The sequence below is a fragment of the Metamycoplasma equirhinis genome, from assembly GCF_006385185.1.
GTDB classification, from domain to species: domain Bacteria; phylum Bacillota_I; class Bacilli_A; order Mycoplasmatales; family Metamycoplasmataceae; genus Metamycoplasma; species Metamycoplasma equirhinis.
Genome location: NZ_VFIX01000001.1, coordinates 16,427 through 35,986, shown reverse-complemented (window position 1 = coordinate 35,986; position 19,560 = coordinate 16,427). Strand labels below are relative to the sequence as shown.

General features: G+C 29.7%; 12 protein-coding genes, 1 tRNA gene and 1 pseudogene. 12 read left to right on the top strand and 2 right to left on the bottom strand.

Annotation, left to right across the window (positions count from 1 at the left end; all coding sequences use genetic code 4):
* Window positions 1-18 precede the first annotated feature (18 nt).
* The 10 genes and pseudogenes from FJM08_RS07035 to FJM08_RS00105 all read left to right on the top strand — a co-directional run bounded on the left by FJM08_RS07035 (window position 19) and on the right by FJM08_RS00105 (window position 14,984).
* Window positions 19-4,332: a PolC-type DNA polymerase III gene (locus tag FJM08_RS07035; RefSeq protein WP_140031198.1), complete on the top strand. Its 4,314-nt coding sequence runs from the start codon at window positions 19-21 to the stop codon at window positions 4,330-4,332.
* Between the two features lie 97 nt (window positions 4,333-4,429).
* Window positions 4,430-4,948 (top strand): hypothetical protein, encoded by a 519-nt coding sequence (locus FJM08_RS07030; RefSeq protein ID WP_211331327.1) that lies wholly within the window; start codon window positions 4,430-4,432, stop codon window positions 4,946-4,948.
* A 54-nt stretch (window positions 4,949-5,002) separates the two neighbouring features.
* On the top strand, window positions 5,003-6,259 hold the full coding sequence (glyA, locus tag FJM08_RS00140) for a serine hydroxymethyltransferase (protein WP_140031197.1): 1,257 nt from the start codon (window positions 5,003-5,005) through the stop codon (window positions 6,257-6,259).
* Between the two features lie 14 nt (window positions 6,260-6,273).
* Window positions 6,274-6,570 carry a hypothetical protein gene (locus FJM08_RS00135; protein ID WP_140031196.1) on the top strand — a complete coding sequence of 99 codons (297 nt, stop codon included), beginning with the start codon at window positions 6,274-6,276 and terminating at the stop codon, window positions 6,568-6,570.
* 1 nt (window position 6,571) lies between these two features.
* Window positions 6,572-8,194, top strand: coding sequence for a DAK2 domain-containing protein (locus tag FJM08_RS00130; RefSeq protein ID WP_140031195.1), 1,623 nt, complete (start codon window positions 6,572-6,574; stop codon window positions 8,192-8,194).
* Between the two features lie 8 nt (window positions 8,195-8,202).
* Window positions 8,203-9,216, top strand: coding sequence for a phosphate acyltransferase PlsX (plsX, locus tag FJM08_RS00125; RefSeq protein ID WP_140031194.1), 1,014 nt, complete (start codon window positions 8,203-8,205; stop codon window positions 9,214-9,216).
* A complete protein-coding gene (gene rnc, locus FJM08_RS00120) occupies window positions 9,209-9,901 on the top strand; it encodes a ribonuclease III (RefSeq protein WP_140031193.1) in 693 nt (230 codons plus the stop codon). The genes plsX and rnc overlap by 8 nt, the downstream gene beginning before the upstream one ends.
* Window positions 9,902-9,910: 9 nt before the next feature.
* Window positions 9,911-11,272, top strand: a complete 1,362-nt coding sequence (locus FJM08_RS07025) for an AEC family transporter (RefSeq protein ID WP_140031192.1) — start codon at window positions 9,911-9,913, stop codon at window positions 11,270-11,272.
* Between the two features lie 485 nt (window positions 11,273-11,757).
* Window positions 11,758-14,679: pseudogene (locus FJM08_RS08425) on the top strand (SMC hinge domain-related protein).
* A gap of 23 nt (window positions 14,680-14,702) precedes the next feature.
* Complete coding sequence (locus FJM08_RS00105) at window positions 14,703-14,984, top strand: hypothetical protein (protein WP_140031191.1); 282 nt, start codon at window positions 14,703-14,705, stop codon at window positions 14,982-14,984.
* A 61-nt stretch (window positions 14,985-15,045) separates the two neighbouring features.
* Here the strand turns inward: FJM08_RS00105 and FJM08_RS00100 are convergent.
* Window positions 15,046-15,135: transfer RNA gene (locus FJM08_RS00100), tRNA-Ser, on the bottom strand.
* A 1,084-nt stretch (window positions 15,136-16,219) separates the two neighbouring features.
* Here FJM08_RS00100 and FJM08_RS07020 point away from each other — a divergent pair.
* Window positions 16,220-16,534: a virulence protein gene (locus FJM08_RS07020; RefSeq protein WP_140031190.1), complete on the top strand. Its 315-nt coding sequence runs from the start codon at window positions 16,220-16,222 to the stop codon at window positions 16,532-16,534.
* Between the two features lie 38 nt (window positions 16,535-16,572).
* Here the strand turns inward: FJM08_RS07020 and FJM08_RS00090 are convergent, their stop codons facing one another.
* Window positions 16,573-17,481: a leucine-rich repeat domain-containing protein gene (locus FJM08_RS00090; protein ID WP_140031189.1), complete on the bottom strand. Its 909-nt coding sequence runs from the start codon at window positions 17,479-17,481 to the stop codon at window positions 16,573-16,575.
* A gap of 100 nt (window positions 17,482-17,581) precedes the next feature.
* Here FJM08_RS00090 and uvrB point away from each other — a divergent pair, with 100 nt between their 5' ends.
* Window positions 17,582-19,543 carry an excinuclease ABC subunit UvrB gene (gene uvrB / locus FJM08_RS07015; RefSeq protein WP_140031188.1) on the top strand — a complete coding sequence of 654 codons (1,962 nt, stop codon included), beginning with the start codon at window positions 17,582-17,584 and terminating at the stop codon, window positions 19,541-19,543.
* Window positions 19,544-19,560 lie beyond the last annotated feature (17 nt).

Genomic DNA, 19,560 nt, shown 5'->3' with positions numbered 1-19,560 from the left:
AATTGAAGGGGAAATTATATGAGAAAGGTTGATGAAACTTTTGTTAAATTATGTAAGGAGATAAATTTTGCTCCAAACGCGGAATTTGATGGTACTAGAATAATTAATGTCGAAATTAATCGCAAAGGAATATGAAATTTTCATATTTCTTTTGACAAACACATTAGTCTAAAAAATTACCGCGATTTTAAAGCTGCACTTAACGCCAAATTCCCCAAATCAAATATATCTATATCAATTGAGAATATACTGCGTGATAAAAAAATAGTTTCTGATTATTTAAATTATGTTATTCAAACCAAATTTTCACAGATAAACGATTTACGAATGTTTATAAATGAAGAAGATATTGAATTAACTGAAAATGAAATATATTTTTCGCTACCCTCAAAAACAATATATGATGAATTTACGAATTCGCATGAAACTTTAAAAAATGCCCTTGAAACAATCGGGTTTGGCTTTTATACAATTCATTTTAAATATCATGACAAAAGGCCTAAAAAAATGGATGAGACTAGAATCAAAAAATTAGCAAACAAATTTAATGAACTGAAATCAGTTGAAAAAGAAAATAGTAAAAAATTACCAAATACTAATTGAACAAATTCATATCGTAAAGAAAAAGTTAAGCCGATTGATATGAGCATTGAAATGTTGCATGATACATATGAAGAAATTTTGGTTACGACAAAAGGTGAAATATATTTTCTAGAAGCTAAAACATTAAAAAATAATAAGGTTTTATATACATTAAAAATTTCTGATTATAGCGAGGCTATTCAAGTTAAAAAATTTTATAACGAAGATGATGTGCTGCCAGACTTAAAAATTGGCGATGCAATATATGTTACTGGTAGACTAACCGAAGACGCTTTCACTAAGGCAAAGTGCATAATGGCAATAGGAAGAGATTGATTTATAATCACTGAAGGCTATTTAAAATTAAACGAAGATAAAGAAGAAACAAAAAGAATTGAACTTGCGCTTAGAACTAATATGAGTGCACAAGATGGAATTTCTAAGCCAGTTGATTATCTTAATGCTGCAAAATTTTATGGGCACGAGGCAATCGCAATAACTGATCTTGATGATGTGCAAGGATTTTCATCTTTTTATGTTGATTCTAAACAATTTAAAAATATTAAACCTATATATGGCGCTACAATTTCAACTATTAATTCAGCAAACGAATTTTTTTATGGGTTTAAAGACTTTGAATTAAAAAATGAACGATATGTTGTATTTGACTTGGAAACAACTGGTTTGAGTCCTAGATTTGCTGAAATTATTGAATTTGGAGCAACTATTATTGAGTCTGGAAAAATTACTGAGAATGTTCAATTTTTTATAAAAGCTTCAAAACCACTTTCACATTTTACAAAAGAACTAACAAACATAACTGATGAAATGTTGTCTAATGGTGAAGCACAAGAAGCCGGAATCAAAAGAATTTATGAAATTTTAAAAAATAGCGTATGTGTTGCCCATAACGCAAATTTCGACATTAATTTTTGTAAAGAAAAATTTATCAATTTAGGGCTTGATACAACAAAAATAGTGGGAATTGACACATTAGCGATTTCTCATTTTCTTGATCCACTAGAAAGACGTCATAGTTTGGGATACCTCTCAAAAAGATTCAATGTTCCATATGATAGCGTAGTTGCTCACCGTGGGGATTATGATGCTGAAGTTTTATGTAAAGTGTGATTAAAAATAATTAGTAGACTGGAACGCGAACATAATGTTAAAACTTCAACCGAACTTGCTAAACTTTGAAGTAAAGAAATGCTTGCAAGAAAGCACAGTTATGAAACAAGAGTAATAGCTAAGAATCAAAAAGGTATTAAAAAACTTTTCAAATTAGTATCAACTGTTTTAACTGACCAATACGCCGAGGGCGCACAACTTTATTTTGAACAAATAAAGAAAGATCCTGACTTATTTTTTGGTTCTTCAACGCATGAATCTTACTTATGAGAGCAAGTGTTTAATGGCTCGAGTGAAAATATTTTAAAAGCAATTCAAATGTTTGATTATATTGAATTACCACCAATATCTACATTTGAATATCTAGTAAAGAATGAAGAAATAACGTGAGATAATCTAGTTTTTGCGTATAAAGATTTAATACAAAAAGCCACTTCGTTAGGCAAACTATGTGTAGCAGTTTCTGACGCAAGATATGTTTATGATTTTCAAAAATTGATTCATGATGTATACATTAATGCTCCAACACTTGGTGGCGGGATTCATTGGCTTAAGAAAAAAAGTTTACACCCTAAATTTAAATATTTAAATACTACCGAAATGAAGGCAGAATTTAAATTCTTAAATGATGTTGATTTAATTAAACAAATTGTTGTAGACAATCCTAAAAAAATTTCCGATCAAATTGAAGCAAATATTCAGATTATAAAAGACAATTTACATGTTCCAGAATTTGATAATTCGCCCCAAAAATTACGCGAAATAGTTTATGAAAATCTAGAAAAAATTTATGGCAAAAACCCAGAAAAAACTATAGTAGAACGTATTGAAAAAGAACTTAATCCAATTATAAAATACGGATATTCAGTTATTTATTGAATAAGCCATAAATTAATTAAAAAAAGCAATGAAGATGGATATATTGTAGGTAGCCGTGGAAGCGTTGGAAGTTCAATTGTTGCTTATTTAGCAAATATTTCAGAAGTTAATCCTTTAGATCCTCATTATTTATGCCATAATTGCAAATATTTTGAATGAAATGAAAATAAATCAATTTTTTCAGGTTGAGACTTACCAAGTAAAAATTGTCCTAAATGTAAGACACTTTTGAATACGGATGGCCACAGTATACCGTTTGAAACATTTTTAGGTTTTGAAGCCAATAAGGTGCCAGATATTGATTTGAATTTTAGTGGTGAATACCAACCAATTATTCATAATTATGTAAAAGAATTATTCGGCGAAAGTCATACATTTAGAGCAGGAACAATTTCGACTGTAGCCTCGAAAACAGCATATGGTTTTTGTAAAAAATATGATGAAGAAAAACGTGTTGGTGAAAAACCTTGAAGTAATCAATATTTAGATTTTTTGGCAACGAAAACTATGGATGTTAAACGTACTACAGGTCAACACGCTGGCGGAGTAATTATTATTCCAAAAGAGTTCGATGTCGAAGACTTTACACCAATAAATTATCCAGCCAATGATACTAGCGGAAGTTGAAAAACTACACATCTTGATTATCGCGCAATTCATGACAGTGTATTAAAATTAGACTTATTGGGACATGATGATCCAACTGTGTTTAAAATGATTGAGGAATATACTAATACCGATATACATGACATTCCTAAATTTGATGAAAATGTAATGAAATTATTTTACACTACCGAATCAATGAATATTACTCCCGAAGATTTAAATGGTGAGACAACAGGAGCATTTGGCTTGCCAGAATTCGGCACCAATTTCGTTAGAGGAATGTTAAAAACATCACAACCCCGCACATTTAATGATTTAATTTTACTTTCTGGCTTAAGTCATGGAACAAATGTTTGGGCTGGAAATGCAGAGGAACTAGTAAAACAAGGTCTCAAATTAAAAGATTGTGTTTGCTGTCGCGATGATATTATGCTTGATTTAATTAAACATAATGTTGATTCATTAAAAGCTTTTGAGATTATGGAAAAAGTTAGAAAAGGTAAAGGTTTAACTGAAGAACAAGAAAAACTTTTGATTGATCATAATATTCCAGAATGATATATTAACTCACTTAAAAAAATTAAATATATGTTTCCAAAGGCACACGCAACTGCATATGTTATTTCCGCATGAAGAATTGCTTGATACAAAATGTATTATCCACTTGAATTTTATGCGGCATATTTTTCAACAAAACGTGAATATATCGATATTAAAATAATGAGTAGCGGACATTCAATAGTTAACTCACGTTTACGTGAATTAAAAACTCGTTTGGAAAGTAAGGATTCTAAATTGACCGATAAAGAAATTTCTACTATACCAATTTTAGAAATTGCAAATGAAATGTATGCACGTGGCTATAAAATAAAAAGTGTTGATTTAAAATTGTCAAATTCAAGCAAGTGAATTATTGCCAAAAACGAAAAGGCAATAATTCCTCCATTTAACGTTGTTGAAGGATTGGGTGATACCGTTGCTGAAACAATTATTGAAGCACGGAATGAAAACGAATTTATTTCAATTGAAGATTTAAAAGAACGCACGAAAGTAAATACAAAAATTGAATCTGAATTGCGCGAATTAGGTGTTTTAAATAATTTAGATGAAACTAATCAAACGAATTTGTTCTAATTAAAAGTTGTAAACTTTTTTCACTCGATAAATTACTCACAAATAAATTTATTAATTTGGTAAAATTAAAATGATTTTATCTAGAATGGAGATCACAATGTCTAATAATAAAAAGTGAAAAAATCGTAAAATAAATTTACAGAGTTATATAGTTAGCGAGGAAAAACCAAAAAAAACGCTTTCAAAATCATGAAGAATAGCGTTAACAGGATTATTTTTAATAGCTATTCCTTCATTTCTAATGTTTTTATTAATTGGCAAAGACGGTTGAATTATCTCAAACACCAAATCTTTTGACAGATGAGCGTTTGAATTGCCAATAGCTCTTGCTATAAGCGCTATTCAGTTAATGGGAATATTTCTATTAATTTGAAAATTTAAAGTCTTTGGAGTGGAAGCGCTAACATTTTTAGTTCCTATCACTTTAGCGATGAATTCATTTTTGGTTTCAAGTGGAGCAAAAGAATGATTTCTCAGAGTTTTACCAGCCGTTGCTATCGCATTTCTAGCTATTCCGATTTTAATAATTAACAAAAAAATAGCCAAAAAAATAGAGAACAAAAAACTGGATCAAATGCTGGCTGAAGAAAAGAAAAACAAATCGTTATTAGACTAATAATTTGACTAAACTTTATTAAGTTTAGTTTTTATTGTTTTATGAGGAGAAAGCATGTATAAGAAAATAAGTTTAGATGACAAAGAAATTGCGCAATATATCAATTTAGAAAATGAACGCCAGGAAAATAATATTGAATTAATAGCTTCAGAAAATTATGTGTCTGAAGACGTGCTAAGAGCCGCCGGATCATGTTTAACAAATAAATACGGCGAGGGTTACCCAGGAAAAAGATATTATGGCGGCTGTGAAAATGTTGATGAAATTGAAAAGATTGCCCAAGAAAGAGCAAAAAAATTATTCAACGTTAATTTTGTTAATGTACAACCATATTCAGGTAGTGTTGCTAATGCAGCGGTTTATATGTCATTACTTAATCCAGGTGATAAAGTTTTAGGCTTATCACTTGATTCAGGTGGTCATCTTTCACATGGCTATCGTATCTCATTTAGTGGATTGTTTTATGAATCGTTTAGTTATTCAGTTGACGAAAGCGGTTTACTAAATTATGATGAAATTTTAAAAATTGCTAAAGAAATAAAACCAAAAATGATAATTTGTGGCTATTCGGCATATTCGCAAATTGTTCATTTTGATAAATTTAGAAAAATATGTGATGAAGTAAATGCTTATTTATTTGCAGATATTTCGCATATTTCTGGTCCTATTATTGCTGGATTGCACCCTTCTCCTTCCCCTTATGCCGATGTTATAATGACAACTACTCATAAAACTTTACGTGGCACTCGCGGCGCGATAATAATGACAAATAACGAAGAAATTTACAAGAAAATTAATCGTTCAGTTTTTCCAGGCTACCAAGGTGGACCACTATTTCACCAAATTGCTGCTAAGGCGGTTAGCTTTTATGAAGCGTTACAACCAGAATTTAAACAATACCAAGAACAATTAATCACAAATTGCAAGGTATTTTGCCAAACTTTTATTAATAAGGGCGTAAAGGTTATTTCCGGATTGACTAAAAATCATTTATTTATGTTAGATGTTAAATCTTCATATGGAATTACCGGTAAAGAAGCAACTGAAATACTTTCAAAAATAAACATTACAGTAAACAAAAATAGTATTCCAAATGATACTGAAAACCCGATGATTACTAGCGGAATTAGACTTGGAACAGCCGCAATGACTTCGCGAGGTTTTAAAGAAGACGAATTTATTATCATTGCTAATTTAATTGATAAAGCCTTACGCGAATCAAAAAATGAAGCTTTACTAATAATGATAAAAAAAGAAATTGCCAAACTTGCAAATGCATTTCCAATTAAAAGAACATATATAAATCGTTAGTATAAAGGGGCTATATGAATATTAAAGAAGTTAAGCAAATTGTATCAGATGCAATCATGACCACGGCCGGAATTGTCGGTTTTGAAGAATTGCTTGAGTCAGAAATTAATATCAAAAATAATAACGGTCTAGTTGTTGAATACGATTCAAATAATGAAAATATTATCAATGTGACAATTGGGTTGTTGATTTTGTCAAACATTAGTGCAAAAAACACAGTTGAAGAAATCTATCAAAATATCACTCACTTTCTAAAAAAAGAATCTTTATTTTTAGGAAGTTTATCTGTTTATATTAAAGGAACCAAATAACATGAAAAAAATAACAGCGGAAATTTGAAAAAAGGCAATTATATCTGCCTCTAACAATTTGCAGAATAAGAAAAATACAATTAATGCTTTAAATGTTTTTCCTGTTCCAGATGGTGATACAGGAAGTAACATGGCTTCAACTATTTTGGCAGCTGCAGAATTAAAAACAGATAATATGGATTCACTTGCTAGTGTCGCTAAAAATATCTCACAAAGCATGCTTTTATCAGCTAGAGGCAACTCTGGTGTAATTTTAAGTCAAATTTTTAAAGGTTTTGCTAACGGATTTAAAGATAAAAACGAAGCAACGGTGTTTGATGTTGTTAAGGCATTCACTGAGGCACAAAAATCCGCTTACAAAGCTGTTTTAAAACCAATTGAAGGTACGATCTTAACAGTTATTCGTGAAATAGCCGAAGGACTAAATGAACAAATTACTATTGATGCAGACATTGAGCAAGTTTTTGCTATAGCTAAAAAATTGGCACGTACTAGTTGCGACAATACACCTAAATTATTAAAGGTTTTAAGTGAAGTCGGTGTTACTGATTCGGGTGGTGAAGGTTTATATGCAATTATTGAAGGAATGAATGCTTATTTTAATGATGCGCCAATTGAAATTTTAAATAGTGATGATACAATCGATAAATTTATTTCCGATACTGAGGTTTATAACGGCGAATTTGGATATTGCACGGAATTTATTTTAGAATTAACAAAGGACAATAATTTCAGTAAAGAATCTTTGATAAAAAAACTTGAAAAAATTGGCAATTCAATGGTTGTCGTTCACGATGAAGACCTTGTAAAAGTACATATTCACACTATGAAACCAGGCGATGTTTTAAATACAGTAAACTCATCGGGTCAATTTATAAAAATCAAAATTGAAAATATGACTTTGCAAGCAAATAGTAGCAAAGAAACAGCTGAAAAAAATAAAAAGTCTGAAGCTAATACCTTAACCAAACCTTGCGGTCTTGTTTCATGTAATTCAGGCCAAGGAATAATTGATATAATACGCGAAAACGGTGTCTCATACGTTGTTGAAGGTGGCCAAACTAATAATCCTTCAATACAAGATATTGTAAATGCGATAAATGCTGTAGACGCAAATACTGTTTTCATTTTGCCAAATAATTCAAATATTATTTTGTCAGCCCAACAAGCGGCAACAATTGTGCGTGATAAAAAAACTATAATAATTCCAACAAAAAGCCAAGCACAAACCTTGAGTATTGTCTTAAATTTTAGTCCTGACAATTCAGAAAAAGATAATCAAATGCTAATGAGCGAAGCCTTACGCAATATAAAATATGGCGAAATTGCCCCCTCAATTAAAAATACAAAACTAAATGGTATCAAAGTAAAAAAAGATGAATTTATGGTTATTGTTAAAAATAAATTGAAATCAACAGCGAAAACACCAAATGAGGCGGCGCAAAAATTAATTGATGAGATAGTTGATAGTGAAACACAACTTGTAACGATATTTTATGGCCAAGATGTTTCAGAAACCGAAGCTAAAGAAATTCAAAATTATATTGAAATAAGTTATGGCGCTGATGTTGAAATTATTTCTGGTGCTCAAACAATTTATCCTTATTTAATTTCAGCGGAATAGGAAAAAATATGAAAAAAATTGTTTTTGATTTACTAAATAATGATGGCGGACAAGAAAAAGCTATCATTGCTGCGAAAAACTTTTTGGAGACAAATTTGGATTATTCACTCATTTTAGTTGGTGACGAAAAGAAAATTACTAGCCTAATTCCTGTCAATTTACATAATCGTATTACAATAATTAATTCATTGGAAATTGTTAGCAAACTTGAAAGCCCTCGTGATGCTTTACGAAGCGATAGTTCAATGTTAAAGGCGTTCAATGCACTTTATGAACAAAACGCAGATGGGATCTTAAGTAGCGGAGATAGTGCTTCCTATATAATTTTATCCTCGCTAAAGGTTAAGCGAATAAACGGTATTTCTCGCCCTGCATTTATGCCAATTTTGCCTACAACCACAGCAAAAAATATTGTTGTTTTGGATGTGGGAGCAAACATTGATGTTAAACCCGAATATTTAGTTGAGTGAGCCAATGTTGCAAGCGAATTTTATAAAATATTATTTCCGTGCGTTGAAATCCCACATGTTGGTCAATTAAATATTGGAACCGAAAAATATAAAGGCAGCGAAATTGCTAAGGAAGCTAATAAATTACTATCAAGCCCAACAAATAAATTTATATTTAAAGGTTTTATCGAACCTAATAACGTTATTAACGGCGATGTTGACATTGTCGTTACAGATGGATATGCCGGAAATATATTCTTAAAAACAATGGAAAGTTCTTTTTTGGGCTTTGCAAAACTAATAAAAGGTATTTTTCTTAAAAATGTATTTACCAAATTTAGCGCTTTATTTGTAAAAAATGATTTTAAAAAATTAAAATCTAGATTTGACTATCGAAATATCGGTGGTGCGTTTATTGTTGGCCTTGATAAGATTGTTGTAAAAGCTCATGGTGGCAGTGATGAAATAGCATTTTTCAATGCTTTAAACCAAATAAAGTTAGGTATCGAAAACAATATTATTGAAAAAATATGTGCCAAGAGTTTAGCAATTGAGGGCAATAAAAATGAGTAGTGAATTTGAAAACAATATAAAAAATTTTTTAATAAAATGTAATATAAAACCTAATAAATTATCAAAAGATAATCTTGAAATTTTCTACCAAGCATTTACTCATAAAACTTACTCAAATGAAAATAAGGGTACCAAAAACTATCAATATTTAGAATTTTTGGGCGACGCTGTTTTGCAATTTACCATTAGTGAGATAATTTATCATAAATTTCCAAACTATGATGAGGGAAAAGCCACTGCTTTACGTGCATCAATAGTTGATCAAAATAATTTGGGGAACTTGGCAAACGCAATGGGTTTGCCACAATTAGTTAGAAGTTCAAAAAACGCTTTTATTAATGGACGAAACATAAAATCTGAATCAGATGTTTTAGAAGCATTTATTGGAGCACTGCATTTAGTCTATGGATATGAATTTGTTTTATCATTCATTTATAATTTATTTTTACAAGATTTAGAGAATCATTCAAATATGAATTTAAAAGATCCTAAAACTTTATTACAAGAATATGTTCAATTATCAGGAACTAATACAATCAAATATGAAACATTTGCCACTGACAACTCGCTTTTTAAAAGTGAAGTTTATGTCAATGGAATGAAATATGGTAGTGGCATGGGTAATTCTAAAAAGGAAGCCGAAAAATTAGCAGCTACAGATGCATTAAATAAGTTAAAGAATTAGAAGGGTGATATGGTAAATAATTCTGGAAGACTTTTTCTAGGAATAATGACTAATAGTGGCCTATGAGGAGCCATTATTAGTACACTTGTTATAACTTTTTTAGGTTTTATCTTATATAAAAAGAAAGTTTTGAATGATCATTCCTCAAATTCAATTCAAAAAATTGTTATTAGTATAATTATTCCGTTTTTATCATTTTATTCATTTTTAACAAATGCTGATTCAAAAGATATAAAAACAATCGGCATTGTTTTTGGACTAAGTGCCATATATTACTTTTTATTAACAACAATAGCAATTATTTGAGTTAAATATTTGCCACACGCTATTCCTAAAAGAGTTTTGCAAAAGGCGGAAGCCGAATTTGTTGAATATCAACTTAAATTGGAATTAAATCAAAGACAAATTTTTAGCTTAGGTAATTATTTTGAATCACTTCAAAAGAAACATCTAGTTACTTGACTGATGTGTATTTATGGTTCAAATATATTATTTGCTACTCCTATTGTAATAGGCGTTTTTCCAAATGGTATTGAATTGGGCTCATTAAGTATTTGAAATACTTTATATTATATTGGCGGTTTTGGGCTTTCATTTTCATTGCTTGCTGGAACCAAATTTAGTAAAGAAGAATTTAAACACACATTCAAAAAGGCGTTTTTAAATCCTGCGTTTATTGCCATAATTGTTGCCATTACACTTTGAGCTACCCAATATATTCCTAAAGCTGGTGTTTACATAGAAGATATTACGCCTTTCAGTGCAAAAATTCTTAAGGATGGTAAAGAATCAACAGTATTTTTTAGCCTAAAGGGAACATATGGGCCAAATTTTAGTGAATTATATGGTTTAAAAATTGTTGATCCAATTTCAAATAAAGAAGTTATTCAATGGTTTGTATACGAAAAATTACACGCAATATATGTTCCATATTTAAATAATCCAACAGGTTGATTTGATTGAAAAATAACGATGCCATATATTGCTAAGCCAATAACTATTTTAGTTTCACTAATTAGCCCATTAATTTGAATGGTCATAGGTACTAGTTTAGCGAAAACAAATTTAAAGGAAATGTTTACAAAAAAAGAAAATTGACTATTTTTGATTTATAAATCAATTTTAATTCCAATATTTATTTTGTGTCTTGTTATTCCCTTTGTTAAAAGTAAACTACTTTCAGCAAATGTTGGTTCAGTATTGGTTATGACCGGAGCTGTACCACCAGGAACATCTATAGTATTATATTCGCAGCATTTAAAAGTTCATGAAAAATATACTTCACAAGTAAGTTCTCTTTCAACTATAACAAGTTTTGTATTCATTCCTTTGTGATTAGTTATTGGAATTGTTACTTTAAATATAGTTTAGGGCGTACCCTCCCTAGCATTTCTCCTGCAAACTAAATCAATTTCTCAATGTCCAAATTCTGATCGATTATTGATATGTTTTCGTCTAGACCAAATTGGGCGTACATATTCGGCTTGAACTAGTCTATTAACTACATTTCGCTACTTCGTTTTCTACCCTTAACATAAGATTTTCTCAGAATTTGAGAATGTTTTAAGATTAAATTTCCAGTTTTAATTCAATTAAAAACAGTTTTTAAACAAGGGATAAAATAATTAGAATGCTTCTTCAATCAATAGATTGGCTGTTCATTTTTTTCTTTAACTTTTTTATGTATTTTATGCAATCGGCATTAGCAATCTCAAATTTCATAATAATGATGATATCATCATTTTGTTTAATTCATAATTTTATCATTGATATGTACAAAAAGCAAATTAGCATTTACTAACCAAACAATAATATATAATTTAAGGAATAATAATTCTCTTATTGAAAGGAAAATAATGAAATTAATTCAAGTTGAAGCACACGGATTTAAATCCTTTGCCGATAAAGTAGCGCTTAAATTTGATGGCGGTGTCGTTGCTATTATCGGACCGAATGGTTCTGGAAAATCAAATATTAACGATGCTATTAGGTGAGTATTGGGCGAAACTAGTTCCAAAGTTTTACGTGGAGATAATATGGAGGACGTAATTTTTTCTGGTTCGAAAACAGAAAAAGAAATGAATCGCGCAGAAGTTATCTTGACATTTGATAATCGTGATAGAACGTGTGATATTCCACATGATTATTTTACAATTTCAAGAGTTTTAACGCGTGGAAAAGGTAGTAACGAATATTATATAAATGGAGAAGTTGCCCGCCAAAGAGATATAAAAGAAATTGCAATGCAAAGTGGGATTTCTAAATCAAGTTTGGCTATCATAGGCCAAGGAACAATTTCTGATATTGCTGAAGCAACGTCAGAAAGAAGACGTGAGATTTTTGAAGAAGCAAGTGGAACTTCGATGTATCGTACACGTAAAATTGAAGCACAAAGAAAACTTGAACGTACGCAAGAAGCTCTTGATCAAATAGTTGTATTAGTAGATGAATTGGAAAGACAACTTAAACCCCTTCAAAGACAAGCGGAAAAAGCAAAAATTTACAAACAAAAAACTGAACAATTAAAAGATGTTGAAGTAACGCTTTTAGTTCATGATTTTATGCATTATTCACAACGACTAAACGAATTAGAGCAAGAAGCTCGTGAATATAACATTCAACGTGAGGATCTCGAAAACCGCCTAAAATCATACAAGCAAATTAGTGACCAAAAATCACTAAACAATCAAAGTTTGGAAGCAAGTATTGAAAAATTGCGTAAAAGATTAGACGAAATTAACTCTGAAATTACTAATCTAGAAGTAAGAAGTGCCCGTGATTCAAAACGCCGTGAAATGATGATTAATGGTGAAATTGAAGCAACTCCAAAAGAGCAAGCAGAAGCTTTAAAACTTGAATTAAACACAATTCACACACAAATCGAAGGTTACAAAGATTTTATTGATAAAAAGAAAAACGAAATAGAAATTTTACAAAATTCGACAGTTTCACGTGCAACTGTTATTTCAGGAATTAAGCGAGATATCTATAATGAAACTGAAAAGCTAAATAAAATCAAATCTAAATTAGATGTAATTTTAGAAATGAAATCCAATAAAACAAATTTAGCAAAAGGAACAAAACACATTGTCGAAAACGCACACTTATTTAAAGGATATAAGGCATTAGTTTCGGAAATAATTAGCGTTCCTGACCGTTATGCGCAAGCAATCGAAACAGTTTTGGCGGGCGCAATACAACATATTGTTGTTGATAACTCTGAAACAGCAGTTAAAGCAATTAACTTTTTGAAAGACAATAATGGCGGTAGAGCTACATTTATTCCATTGGCTTCAATTAAGGAAAAATCTGTTTATGAACAACATATTGTTGTTGCACAAACTCAAAAAGGATTTTTAGGCATTGCATCTGAAGTAGTTTCGACCGACTAAGAATTTATAGTTCTAAAAAGATTTCTACTGGGTAATATTTTGGTTTGTGACACGATTGAAAATGCTAATAAATTATCACAATTACTTGAAAAAAGATATATGGTTGTAACACTAGAGGGCGACATCATCAGAGTTGGTGGTGTTATGTCTGGTGGACAATCCAATCAAAATGTGTCAATTTTTGGTGTTGAAGAACAAGTTCAACAACTTGAAAAATTGTTACCCGTTTTTGAAGCAAATATATCTAAATATAACAGCGAATTATTAAAGCATGAACACGAACAAGAAAAAGAAATTGCATTGCTTTCAAACTACTCATTAGAAAAAAGTAATTATCAAAAAGATTATGATTTAGCCACAGAAAAATTTGATGAATTAAGAGTAAAATACGAATCAATTTCAAAAGACATATATGAAAGTGGCACAATTGTTAATATTGCTCGCGAGATTCAGAAACTAAATATTGAACGCAGCGATTTACAGGCACTTCTTACTTCTCAAAATGATTTATTCCTTTCTAGTCGTAAAGAATTTTATTCATTAACTTCAAAAATCAATGAAACAAATGCGGAACTTAATAGTTTAATTTCAAGTAATTCAGAAAAAATCAGCGAAAAAGCGAAAGCTGAAACTATTATTTCGCAAGCAAAACAGAGATTATCAGAACAATATAACATGCTATTTGAAACAGCACAACAATTATATAATCCTGAAATCGATTTTGAGGTTGCGAGAAAACTTGTTAATAATTTAAAACAAGACATTCGCGAATTAGGACATGTTAACCTTGATTCAATCACTCAATTAGAGGAAGTTGAAACGAGATATAATGATGTTAAAAAACAGGAAGAAGAAATTTCATCGGCTAAAGCAACTATTGAAGAAGCAATTATTGAAATGGATAAAATAATTGTTGAAAAAATCACTAATACTGTTAATTTGGTTAATAACGAATTTAAATTTGTATTTTCAAAAATGTTTGGTGGGGGTATGGCTGAAATAAGATACACCGATCCAGATAATATTTTGGAAAGTGGTATTGATGTTATTGCACAGCCACCAGGAAAATCAATTAAAAATTTAAAACTATTTTCTGGTGGGGAAAAAGCACTAATTGCTATATCACTTTTATTCTCAATTTTAAAGGCAAAACCACTTCCTTTATGTATTTTAGATGAAGTTGAAGCGGCATTAGATGAGGCAAATGTTATTAGATTTGCTGAGTTCTTACAAAATCTAAAAGAAGATACACAATTTATAGTTATTACTCATCGTCAAGGAACTATGGAAAGAGTGGATAAGTTATATGGCGCTACAATGCAAAAACGTGGTGTTACTACATTCTTTAGCGTTAGTCTAACAGACGCAAAAAAATTAATTGATTAATATAATATTAAAAAAGGATATTTATGAAAAACGGAATATTAAAAGAACTTACTAAAGCTTTCATTATTGTTGGTATTGTTTTAGGTTTCCCTTTAATTTTACCCATTATATTTGGCATACTAGCATTAAAAAAAATAGATGACCTAAATACCAATAAAAATGACTTGCTTGTTTGGGGCATTTTGACTTTAATTTTTGTAAACTTAGTATCTGGAATTGTCATGATAATTGAAAGCACACAAAATTCAAAAAATGACTTAAGTCAAAAAACTGAAAGCCCTGATGAACAAAAAACCGAAATTTAAAAAACCGCCTGTTCTTAGCTTTTGCAAAGAACTTGCGATTTTTTTATGTCCAATTTGTATATGGCGGATAGTAAGGGATTTGAACCCTTGAATGTCGTTAGACATTATTAGTTTTCGAGACTAACCTTTTCGGCCACTCAAGCAACTATCCATTTGCGATTTTATATTATATCATAATCATGCTTCTCAATAATAAATGCAGACAGTAAGTCCTCAATACGGAAATTCTTTCATGGCAATTATTAATTAATAATTTCTTTTAATCGCACAATTTAGTTTTTATTGAATTTAATTAACGATTTTTCAATCGCTATATTTTGTTATATGTTAAAAATTATTATTTTACTAAACTTTGTTTGCATTTATTATTTTAATAATTCATATTCAAATAATTTTGGAGCTATTTTTTCATCTTAAAATTTTTTCAATTTTTCTCTTAAATTTTCTATTGCTGAGGCCAATAAACCACTATCATTATATGAATAATGAGTAGCGCCAAATTCATCTATTGAAGTTCGATCTTTTACATTAATTTCTTTATTTAATTGATCGAGTCCATAATTATATCTAGGTTTATATAAGATATGTTTTTATATATACTTTCACTTTATAGCATAACAAGTGTAAAACTCAGAAAATGGAAATTGACTTAAATTCTGAAGGGGTATCAATAAGTTCGTTTTCATAAATATAATTTGTGTATTTGCTAGCATCAATTAATCAATATCTTCTTGCATTAAATATTGATATACATATTCATTTAGGTATTTTAATAGTACCCTCATCATTGAATTTTTTAAATATGTAAGTGCCTCACCAAATGCACGTTCTAACGTTTTTTTATTAAATTCCTTTTTAAATTCAAAAATAACACCGCCATCAATTCCGTCGGTGCCGTAAATAATTTTTTCCTCGTAATACGGTTTATCTAAAATATAATTTTCATCATCAATATAAACATCTTTAATTACAAAATTTAAAAAAACTTTTTGACAACCCTTTTCATTATGTCTATTTCAAGAGAACTTTAGTTCTCTCTCTATTCATAATTGTTCCTTTTTTAACTTTTTAATGTCAAAGAAAATTTTCTATGTTACGTACACCTAAATTTTACATTTGTTTAATTTTTATTTAGATTTTAATGGATAATACAAATAGCGTGGATATATCTTTGCAGGTTATTTAAAATTTATAATGTTATAATTAAATTGCAAGGATATATAAAGGAGTCAATAATGTACGGATTAGTTTTTTATCTTAATAAAGATAAATTAAAAGAAGAATATGGCCATAATGAAAACTATAAACAAGCCTATGAAGATGTTCGCGATATTTTAAGACATTATGGATTTCATTGATTGTCAAATAGCTTTTATTTTTCTAGATCAATTGATAATTTAAGACAAATTTTTCGCGCTATTGAACATCTTAAAAAAGTTAAATGATTTGTTAAATCATTAGTTAGCATTCATGTTTTTAAAATGGAAGATTTATCAAACTTTACTGAGGAATTAATGGGCGAAGCTGCTTCTATTGAAGACGAAGAATAAAAAATCAAAAGGCTTTTTATTTACCCTTTGATTTTTTATTATTCAATTATGTATAGTAATTTTGGGTTTTTTGTATTTGATTCTCATTGAGTTTTTTGCTCATTTAAGAATTTTTTAGTTGATTCATTTTCAACTTTTAATTTCACTGTTTTGCTTTCAGGAGTTATGCCTTTAGGTAAATCATATTGTAAAAATAAATACGAAACGTTATTTACATAATCATTTAATTCTAATTTTGTAAATTTGTTATTTGCTAAAGCGTGAGCTCTAATTTCGGTTACATTCCCCAAGTTTATTGTGTCATCTAATTCATTTTCTTCAAAAACGCCTTCCGTTAAAACTCTTAAATTTTCAAGTTCCCCAAAATTAATTTTTTGAATTTTATTTTTATAAAATGCGCGTTCCTCAATTTTTTCAATGGTTTTTGGCAACTTAAGATTTTCAATAGAATTAAATGCAAAAGCATCCTTTCTAATGTATTTTAAATTAGTTGCGGTGAAATCAAGTTCTTTAATAGTGCCTAGACCCACGAAAGCTCCACTATCAATATTTTCCAAACCCGACGGCAAAATAACTTTTTCTATATTTATTTTTGAATTTTCAAAATCATAAAGACCTTCAGCTACTTTTTCCACTTGTTTATTATCTTTTATGTTTCTAAGTAACATTCCATGTAAAGTGGAAAAAGAAAACGATCCGGCAGGAATACTTTTAATTTTAGCCTTAGATAAATCAAGTGTTTTTGTGTCTTTATTGTAATATTCCGCTGCCTTTTCGCCTAAAATAAAATCATGAGCAAATAAATTTGCTTTTTCGCCTTTACATGAAATTGCGACTAAACTTGAAACGGCAGGTGTAATAATACCAAGCGAAACTAAAATAGGAGTTAATTTATTTTTTTTCATGAATGTTATTTTATCATAATTTATATATTTATTTATGTTCATATAGTTTTCTATGTATGACTTTTTATATATGAAAATTAAACTTTAATTTTTAATATAAATAAATCAAAAGATTTTTATTAACTTTATTAAAATTTAATGTATGAATAATATGAAATTGATTTCGAAGTTTTCGCCCGCAGGCGATCAGCGGAAAGCTATAGACGAATTAGTTGAAGGTCTTCTAGAAAACAAAAAACATCAAATTTTGCTTGGAGTAACTGGTTCGGGTAAAACATTTACTATTGCAAATGTAATTAATAAAGTAAATAGACCAGCATTAATAATTAGCCATAATAAAACTTTGGCAAGCCAGTTATATAGTGAATTAAAAGAGTTATTCCCTGAAAATAGAGTAGAATATTTTGTTTCATATTTTGACTACTATAAGCCCGAGGCGTATATCCCTAAAAATGATACATATATTGAAAAAACAAGCAAAAACAACAAAGAATTAGAAGCTATGCGTATGTCTTCCATTAATGCTTTAAGTATTCGCCATGACACTATCGTTGTCGCTTCCGTTGCGGCTATTTATGGCGAATTCAATCCAACTCAATATCGAAAGAATTTTTTGCCGCTTGAAGAAAATATGTTATTTTCTCGCAAGGAAATATTACTTAAATTAATTCAAATGGGTTATGATCGAAGCGAAGCATTAGAAATTGGCCAATTTAGCACAAAAGGCGATTTAATTGAAATTTGCCCTGGATATACGTCAAATTGAAATATTAGAATTGAATTATTTGGTGATCAAATTGATAGAATAACATTGGTCGACCCCTTAACAAAGGAAACTATTGAGCATAAAAAATCAATTACAATTTTCCCAGCAACAACATATACAGCTATAAATAATATTAGCGATATTTGTGATGCTATTGAAATTGAATTAGACGAACAAATAAAATATTTTAAAGATAATGATAAATTGCTAGAAGCACAACGCATCAAAGATAGAACTTTAAATGATATTGATTCAATAAAAGAATTTGGTTATGTAAATGGAATGGAAAATTATGCCCGATATGTTGATGGGCGCGATGCTGGTCAGAGGCCATATACATTATTTGATTATTTGCCGAATGACGCAATAATATTTGTTGATGAAAGCCATATGATGATTCCACAACTTCGCGCAATGTTCGCTGGCGATAGATCAAGAAAAGAAACGTTAGTTAAGTATGGTTTTAGATTACCATCAGCTCTAGATAATCGCCCCTTACAATTTTTAGAATACGAAAAATTCGATTTTCCTCACATATATATGTCCGCAACTCCTGGTGATTATGAGCTTGAAAAAACCGAGGGTGAGGTTGTTACTCAATATATTAGGCCAACAGGTTTGTTAGATCCGCAAATTGAAATAATTTCAAAAGAAAATCAAATTATTAAAATTTATGATTTGATAAAAAATCAAATTTTAAAAAATGAGCGAACACTTATTTTGACAACCACGAAAAAAAATGCTGAAGAATTATCACTTTATTTGCAGGAACAAAAAATCAAGTGTGCCTATATCCACGACAAATTTAAAATTTTTGAACGTAATGAAATTTTAAGGGGATTACGTTTAGGGAAATTTGATGTTGTAGTCGGAATAAATTTGTTGCGTGAAGGAATCGATTTACCGGAAGTGAGTTTAGTTTGCATTTTAAACGCTGATATGACAGGATTAATGCGTGATGCACGTAGTTTGATTCAGATTGTTGGCCGAGCCGCCAGAAACGAACATGGTAAGGTTATATTTTTCGCTGACGAAATTACAGGTGCAATGCAAGAGGCGATTCGTGATAATAAAATAAAACGTGAGATTCAACAAAAATACAATATTGAGCATAATATTATTCCCAAAACAATTGTTAAAGCAATACCGCCCGCTTTATATGAAAATGTTTCATATGCTGACTTACTTTCTGAAAAAGAACGCTCTCAAATTGTGCATAATAAAAAGTTTATAAATGGATTAATTCATAAAATGAAAGATTTGGCCAAAAATAAAAAATTTGAAGAAGCAATTGAGATTCGGGATTATTTAATTGAATTAGGAATTGATTTAGAGTAGTTTTTATTCAAATTGCA